The 7,762-nt window shown below is 67.1% G+C and carries 8 protein-coding genes; 5 read left to right on the forward strand and 3 right to left on the reverse strand.

Features of this window, described 5'->3' with window-relative positions; all coding sequences use genetic code 11:
• The 5 genes from ACK4ZD_RS00975 to phoR all read left to right on the forward strand — a co-directional run.
• The coding region (locus tag ACK4ZD_RS00975; RefSeq protein ID WP_409657453.1) for an ABC transporter permease subunit at window positions 1-465 on the forward strand (465 nt) is incomplete at its 5' end.
• Window positions 466-485: 20 nt separating this feature from the next.
• The gene (gene pstB, locus ACK4ZD_RS00980) at window positions 486-1,271 is read left to right on the forward strand and encodes a phosphate ABC transporter ATP-binding protein PstB (RefSeq protein WP_409657456.1); all 786 of its coding nucleotides are present in this window, start codon (window positions 486-488) and stop codon (window positions 1,269-1,271) included.
• Between the two features lie 91 nt (window positions 1,272-1,362).
• On the forward strand, window positions 1,363-2,070 hold the full coding sequence (phoU, locus tag ACK4ZD_RS00985) for a phosphate signaling complex protein PhoU (protein WP_409657459.1): 708 nt from the start codon (window positions 1,363-1,365) through the stop codon (window positions 2,068-2,070).
• A 14-nt stretch (window positions 2,071-2,084) separates the two neighbouring features.
• On the forward strand, window positions 2,085-2,786 hold the full coding sequence (gene phoB, locus ACK4ZD_RS00990) for a phosphate regulon transcriptional regulator PhoB (RefSeq protein ID WP_409657461.1): 702 nt from the start codon (window positions 2,085-2,087) through the stop codon (window positions 2,784-2,786).
• A 12-nt stretch (window positions 2,787-2,798) separates the two neighbouring features.
• The gene (gene phoR, locus ACK4ZD_RS00995; RefSeq protein WP_409657464.1) at window positions 2,799-4,160 is read left to right on the forward strand and encodes a phosphate regulon sensor histidine kinase PhoR; all 1,362 of its coding nucleotides are present in this window, start codon (window positions 2,799-2,801) and stop codon (window positions 4,158-4,160) included.
• Here phoR and ACK4ZD_RS01000 read toward each other — a convergent pair.
• The 3 genes from ACK4ZD_RS01000 to ACK4ZD_RS01010 form a co-directional block, all read right to left on the reverse strand.
• Window positions 4,126-5,493, reverse strand: a complete 1,368-nt coding sequence (locus ACK4ZD_RS01000; protein ID WP_409657468.1) for an MATE family efflux transporter — start codon at window positions 5,491-5,493, stop codon at window positions 4,126-4,128. The two genes, phoR and ACK4ZD_RS01000, sit on opposite strands and share 35 nt — an antisense overlap.
• A 6-nt stretch (window positions 5,494-5,499) precedes the next feature.
• Window positions 5,500-7,143, reverse strand: coding sequence for a hypothetical protein (locus ACK4ZD_RS01005; protein WP_409657471.1), 1,644 nt, complete (start codon window positions 7,141-7,143; stop codon window positions 5,500-5,502).
• Between the two features lie 168 nt (window positions 7,144-7,311).
• Window positions 7,312-7,572, reverse strand: a complete 261-nt coding sequence (locus tag ACK4ZD_RS01010; RefSeq protein ID WP_104302842.1) for a type B 50S ribosomal protein L31 — start codon at window positions 7,570-7,572, stop codon at window positions 7,312-7,314.
• Window positions 7,573-7,762 lie beyond the last annotated feature (190 nt).

The raw sequence follows: 7,762 nt of genomic DNA on the forward strand, positions 1-7,762 counted from the left end.
TATGCGGTGGTGGTGGCGCAGGTGAAGTCCTTCTCGGCCTGGGCGGGCATCCTGGCGCTGGCGCTGATCGTGATCCCGGTGGTGATCCGCACGACCGAGAACATGCTGGTGCTGATCCCCAATTCGTTGCGCGAAGCTGCGTATGCGCTGGGCACGCCGAAGTGGAAGGTGATTCTGAGCGTGACGCTCAAGGCCTCGCGCGCCGGTGTCATCACGGGCGTGCTGCTGGCCCTGGCGCGCATCGCGGGTGAGACGGCGCCGTTGCTGTTTACCGCGCTGTCCAACCAGTTCTGGACGTCCGATCTGTCGCAGCCGATGGCCAGCCTGCCGGTGACGATCTTCAAGTTCGCGATGAGTCCTTACGAGAACTGGCAGAAGTTGGCTTGGACCGGCGTGTTTCTCATCACGCTGGGCGTGCTGGCGCTGAACATCCTCGCCCGCGTGCTCTTCCGCAACAAACACTGACATCCACCGAGAGGCTCCCGATGGACGCAAAAGTCGATGTGCCCGTGACCGAGAAGATCAAGCTCTCGGTGCGCAATCTGAATTTCTATTACGGTAAGTTCCACGCCCTCAAGGACATCAACCTCGAGATTCCCGAGAAGAAGGTGACGGCCTTCATCGGGCCGTCGGGCTGCGGGAAGTCCACACTGCTGCGCACCTTCAACCGCATGTTCGAGCTCTATCCCGAGCAGCGGGCGGAAGGCCAGATCCTGCTGGACGGCGAGGACATTCTGCGGTCCAAGCTGGACGTCTCGCTGATCCGAGCGAAGATCGGCATGGTCTTCCAGAAGCCCACGCCCTTCCCGATGTCGATCTACGACAACATCGCCTTCGGTGTGCGGCTGTTCGAGAGTCTGCCGCGTGTGGAGATGGACGAGCGTGTCGAATGGGCACTGCGCAAGGCGGCCCTGTGGAACGAGGTCAAGGACAAGCTCGACCAGAGCGGGGCCGGGCTGTCCGGCGGGCAGCAGCAGCGCCTGTGCATCGCACGCGGCATTGCCATCAAGCCGGAGGTGTTGCTGCTTGACGAACCCTGCTCGGCGCTGGACCCTATCTCCACCGGCAAGATCGAGGAGCTGATCCACGAGCTCAAGAACGACTACACGGTGATCATCGTGACGCACAACATGCAGCAGGCGGCACGTGTGTCCGACTACACCGCCTACATGTACCTCGGCACGCTCGTCGAGTTCGGGCAGACGACCGAGTTGTTCATGAAGCCCAAGCAGAAGGACACCGAGGACTACATCACCGGCCGTTTCGGGTGAGCCCGACCGCCTACCGGCCCGCTGCACTTGCCGGTGAGCGACGGGACAACGCCTCGGCGCATGACGGCACCGAGGTTGCAAGGAGCAACACATGACCGACAAACATCTGTCCACCCAGTTCGATGCCGAGTTGTCCGGCATCTCCACCCGCGTGCTCGAGATGGGCGGCCTGGTGGAGTCCCAGGTGGCTCAGGCCATCTACGCGCTGTCCAACTTCAGCGGGGATACCGCCACGCAGGTGCTCGCGCAGGAGGAACGTGTCAACCAGATGGAAGTCGAGATCGACCGCGATCTGTCGACCATTATCGCCCGGCGCCAGCCCACGGCGCGTGACCTGCGCTTGCTGATCGCGATCTCCAAGACCATCGGCAATCTAGAGCGGGTGGGCGATGAGGCGGCGCGCATTGCCCGCACCGTCCAGCGGCTCATCAATACCGGGGTGTTCAGCCGCCTGCGCCTGCCCGTTGGCGACGTGTCTTTCGAGGCCTCGCTGGCAACCTCCCAGTTGCGCAAGACGCTGGACGCCTTCGCCCGGCTGGACGTGAACCAGGCGCTGGAGGTCATCAAGCAGGACAACCAGATCGACCAGGAGTTCGACGGCCTGATGCGCAAGCTCATCACCTACATGATGGAGGATCCGCGCACGATTTCGGCCAGCATCGATCTGGTGTTCGTGGCCAAGGCGATCGAGCGTGTGGGCGACCATGCCAAGAACCTGGCCGAGCAGATCATCTACATCGTCAAGGGCACCGATGTGCGACACGCCTCGATGGAGAGCGTCGAGTCGGCCGTGCGCTGAAGGAGGCGAGGCTCATGAGCCGAGTGCTTGTGGTAGAAGACGAAAGCGCGATTGCCGAACTGATCTCCCTGAATCTGCGTCACGCGGGGTATGAGGTCACGGTCGTGGGCGATTCCACACGGGCGCTGGCCGAGGTGGACCGGGTGCTGCCCGACCTGATCCTGCTGGACTGGATGCTGCCCGGTCAGTCCGGCCTGGCACTGGCCAAGCGCTGGCGTGCCGAGCCCCGGACCAAGGACGTTCCCATCATCATGCTGACGGCCCGTGGTGACGAGCCCGACCGCGTCGCCGGTCTCGATGCCGGTGCCGACGACTACCTGACCAAGCCGTTTTCGACCAATGAGCTGATGGCGCGCATCCGGGCGGTTCTGCGCCGCAAGGCGCCCGAGGCCCTGGACACTGCGGTGGAAGTCGGTGGTTTGCGTCTGGATCCCAGCACGCGCCGGGTGTCTCGGGGGGGGCAGGAAGTGAAGGTGGGGCCGACCGAGTTTCGACTGTTGCATTTCTTCATGACGCACCCAGAGCGGGTGCACAGCCGCGCGCAGTTGCTCGATCGCGTTTGGGGCGATCACGTGTTCATCGAGGAGCGTACCGTGGATGTGCACGTCAAGCGATTGCGCGAGGCGCTCGCGCCGGTGCAATGCTCGCAGATGATCGAGACCGTGCGCGGGGCAGGCTATCGCCTGACGCAGAACCTGCCGACACCCGCGACCTGAACGCCACCGAGCATGAACTGGTTGTTTCCCAGGGCCGTCGCCGGCGTGATGCTGGTGTTGGCGGGAGCGGCGGCAGGCTACGTGGCCGGCTTGGCACTGAAGTCGCCGTTGTTGTTGGGTTTGCTGGGCGCTTTAGCGTCGGCGGCGGTGCTGATCCTCCTCGACACCTTGCGCGGTCACCGCTTGCTCCACTGGTTGCGCGGCAATCAGCAGGGCACGGCCCCGCGCGATGCAGGTCTGTGGGGAGAGCTCGGCTACCGCATCGAGCGGGCCTTGCGCAAGCGTGAGCAGCAGGTGGCGCAGGAGCAGACGCGCCTGACCCAGTTCCTCTCGGCCATCGAGGCCTCGCCCAACGGCGTGATGATGCTCGACCCCGAGGACCACATCCAGTGGTGCAACCGGGTGGCGGCCGAACATTTCGGGCTCGACCCGCAACGAGACCTTCAGCAGCGGGTCACCAACCTGGTGCGTGCTCCGGCCTTCGTGGCCTATCTCCAAGGCGGCGGATCCAAAGGTTCGATCCAGTTTCTTGGCGCGCGCGGCGACGTGATGCTGTCGGTGACGGTGCGCGAATACGGCGAGGGCATGAAGCTGGTGCTGTCGCAGGACATCACCGAGCGCGAGCGTGCCGACCGGATGCGGCGTGACTTCGTGGCCAACGTCTCCCACGAGATCCGCACGCCGCTCACTGTGCTGGCTGGATTCATCGAGACCCTGACCAACCTGCCGCTGACGGAGGTGGAACGCAAGCGGGTGCTCAGTCTCATGGCACAGCAGACCGAGCGCATGCAGACGCTGGTCAGCGACTTGCTGACCTTGGCCCGGCTCGAAGGCGGCCCGCGGCCTCCCACCGACGTCTGGTGCGATGCGGGCCAGCTCATGGCGCAGATGGAGCAGGACGCGCACAACCTGTCTCGCGGCCGCCACCGTCTCAGCTTCCGCATCGAGCAGCCCTCGCGCCTGGCCGGTGTCGAAAGCGAATACTTCAGTGCGCTGAGCAATCTGGTGAGCAACGCCATTCGCTACACGCCCGAGGGGGGCAGCATCGAGGTGGTTTGGCGTGTGCGTCCAGACGGCAGCGGCGAGTTCGTCGTGAAGGACACCGGTATCGGCATCGACAAGGAGCACTTGCCGCGTCTGGCCGAGCGCTTTTATCGGGTCGATGGCAGTCGCTCGCGGGAGACGGGCGGCACGGGCTTGGGGTTGTCCATCGTCAAGCATGTGATGCAGCGCCACGGCGGCGAACTCGACATGCGCAGCGAGCCCGGCAAGGGCTCCGAGTTCAGGCTCATCGTTCCGGCCTTGCGCGTGTCCGTCGGGGGGGCAATCGGAGGTGGCGTCAAGGCGCCGGCTGCACCGGCGGCGTCCGCCTGAACGGGCGGCCCACCCGCCGGTACATCAGCACCAACAGAGCCGCCACGAGGGCCAGGGCGGCGACATTGGCCGCCCAGAAGCCGCCGGCGCCGTGCAGGGCCTGCGGAATCCTGCCGCCGAGGTTGAAGCCCAGGACCCAGCCTCCCGCCAGCCCGATGCCCCACAGCGACACCACATAAGCCACCGCAGGAGCCAGCGCGATGCGCAACGAGCGCAGGGCAAAGGCCGTTGTGATCTGCGCGGCATCGAAGATCTGGTAGACGGCGATGAACACGATCAGCTGCAGGGCGATGGCGCGCACGGCCGGATCCAAGCTGTAGGCCATGACGATGGGGCTGCGTAAGACGAACAGCACCAGGCCCAGGGTCATCGACAAGCCCACCGCCATGCCGATGCCTTGGCAGCCAGCGTGCCACGCGGCCCGAGCGTCACCGGCGCCGCGCAACTGGGCCACGCGAGCCCCCGTGGCCACGGCGATCGACAGGGGCAGCATGTAGGCCACGGAGGCGAGGTTGGCCACGATCTGATGCCCCGCCAGGGCAGTGGTGCCAAAGTGCGAGATGAACACGGCCATCAGCGCGAAGGCCGTCACTTCGACGAAGTAGCTCGCCCCGGCAGGCAGGCCCAGTCGCAGCAGCTCCTTTTGCTCAGGCCAGCGGGGCCGATCCCAGTCGCGCCACAAGCTGAACGGGGCATACAGCGGGTGTCGCGCCAGTATCGCCCCGCCGAGGATTCCTTGCAGGGCCAGGACGATCAGTGTGGCCAGCGCGCAGCCCGTGACCCCCAGAGCCGGCAGCCCGCCGCCGCCGAACACCAACCAGGCATTGAGTGGCAGTTTGAGCGCCAGCCCCCCCAGTTGCAATGCCGTCACCAGCATCGGGCGGGAGATGCCTTGGTTGAGCGCGCTGAAACAGCGCAGCAGCAGTGCCAGGGGCAGGCCCCAGCCCAGCCAGAAGAGATAGTCCCGCGTGCGCTGAGCCACCTCGGGGGTGGCATCGGTCAGCGCCAGCAGGGGGCCAGGAAAGAACATCAGCAGCATCCCGGGCACGGCCAGCGCCAGGGCCAGCCACACGCCCTGCTGGAAGGCGCGCCCCACCTGGCGAGGCTCGCCGCCGCCGTGGTGCTGGCCCACCACCGGGATCAGGGCCTGCACCACGCCGGTCAGCCCGATGAAAATGCTGACGTACAGGGCCGCGCCGACCGACAGCGCGGCCAGATCCTCGCTGGACGCGCGGCCGGCCATCAGCGTGTCGGCCACGCCAAAGCCGATGGTGGCGAGCTGGCCGATCAGGATGGAGCCCGCATCACGGGCGATGGGCCGCCAAGCGGGCATGGGGTGTCAGTCCCGGCGGTAGAGATAGGTTTGTTCGTTGCGGTCCGTGGGGCGCCGTTCGGCGGTGACCAGGGTCCAGCCCGGCGGGGCCGCCGGCGCGCTGCGACGTGGCCCGATCAATAGGAGGTGGCGGCACGTCTGCGGATCTCCGTCCATGCCGGCCTGCACGCGCAGGCCGCCCAGGGCTTGCAGGGCCGCGAGCTGGTGGCGCGGCAATCCGCTGGTGAGCACGCAGGCGTTGGCGGGCAAGTGGCGTTGCAGGCGCTCGACCAGCGGTCGGTCGCTGCGGGCATAGTTCAGCAGCGGCAGCCACAAGGTGAGCATCAGCATCCAGATCAGGGCAACGCCGCCGGCTGGCAGCACCAGGCTGCGCCACAGGGCTTCGCGATGCCGGCCCGTGCGCCAGCGCACCAGCCAGGCCCAGGCCAGGGTCGCGGCGATCCCGAGGGACAGGGCGGCCACGGAAAAGCTCGGTTCGAAGCCCGGGGCGAGCTTGGCGATGTTGGCGGCCGGCTTGGCGGGCAGCCCCGTGTGCATGGCGATGTACATCACCCACACGAACAGGGCGCCGGCGGTGAAGAAGCACACGGAGAACCAGTCGATCGCCGAGGCCATGGCCCGGCGCAGCGTGGGCAAGGCGAAGGCCGAGAGCACGGCCAGGGCCGGCAGACCGAGCAGCAGTGCACGGTCTGAGCCGTTCATCGCCACGCAGGCGGTCACGGCGATGGCGGCCATCGACAGGGGCCAGGCGATGTGCCGGTGCCGCAGGTGGTGACGCCAGCGCCACAAGGTCCAGCCGGCGAGCAACCAGGCCGGCCAGGTGAACCAGACGAGCAGCCGCGACACTTGGGTCACGGAAGGCCATTCCTGCACACGCCAGCTCCAGGTACCGAAGGCCGTGGCCAGCAGGCCGGCCAGCAGGGCCGAGACCAGCACCCACGGGGTGAACGCCTGGGTGGCGGCGTAGTGGGAGCGCTGGCAGACGAGCCCGGCGGCAGCGGCCAGGGCCAGGGCCAGGCTGGCCGCGCCGCTGCCAGCCATCAGGGGCAGGGCAGCCAGCATCGCCAGGCGCGGCTGCCAGCCGCGGTAGGTGCTGGCCGAAACGGCGTACAGGCACAGGCTGACTCCAGCAAGCTGGACGAGTTCAGGTGTGATCTCGTGGCCGAGCTGCAGCAGGCCCAGACTGGCCAGCAGGGCCAGCACGGCGCCGTCGGCCACGGCCCGCGCGTAGTCCACGGGATGGGCTTCTCCGCCGAAGGCGAAAGCGACCGGCTGGGCAGCCTCGGTGCGGGCCAGGTGGTAGCAGCTGTACCAGGTGAGCGCCAGGGTGGCGGCCAGCAGCAACGCGAAGGGCACGCGCGCGGCCAGCTCCGGCCCGAGCCAGCCGCCCAGCGCCTGGATGAACAGCGCGCCCAGCCAGTAGGGCAGCAGGCCGCCGTCCGAGGGCAGCCCGGCGATCGTCGGGTGCCACCAATCGCCCCCCTGCGCCAGGGCGTGCATATAGCCGTAGGCGGTGACGTCCGCGTTGCGCCAGGGATCGCGTCCGAAATGGCCCGGCAGCACATAGGCTGCGCACAGCAGCAGCAGCGCCAGGCGGGGCAGGCGCCGTGCGGCGCGCTGGGTGACGATGGCGGGGGTGGGGTGGTTCAAGGGTGGATGGGTGGCACGTCCAGCACGGGCGCCATCATGCAGGAATTCGGCGCGGCCGGGGCGGGAGCCGTCCCACGAGGCCCGGAAACGAACAAGGCAGCCGCGAAACCGGGCTGCCTTGTCGGAAGAGGCCGGGGCCTGCTGCAGGCGGGCTCCGGACGAAGGATCTTACTTCTTGAGACCGACGCGCGCGAATTTGTTGCGGAACTTCTCGACGCGGCCGCCCAGCGAGTCCACGCTCTTTTGCGTGCCGGTGTAGAAGGGGTGCGTCTCGCTGGTGGTTTCCAGCTTGAACAGCGGCAGTTCGCGGCCGTCGTCCATCTTGATGGTTTCCTTGGTGGGCGCGCACGAGCGCGTCACGAACTGGAAGCCGTTGGACAGGTCCACGAAGCACACTTCGCGGTAGTTGGGGTGAATGCCTTCTTTCATGCCGGATCCTTTGGTCGCAGGTGGGCCGGGAGCCACGCCGAACCCCTCGGCGCACTTTCCGGAATGCGGGAAACCTCAAATTATAACGCGGATCGTATCGACCTGGGCGGTGCTGACCGCGGTCTCGCAGAGCTCGACCGGTTCGTCGGGCGCGGAACAGCCCGCAGGGGCTGTTCCTGGTCCCGACTCA

It is taken from the genome of Caldimonas sp. (assembly GCF_046291045.1).
Lineage (GTDB): Bacteria > Pseudomonadota > Gammaproteobacteria > Burkholderiales > Burkholderiaceae_C > Caldimonas.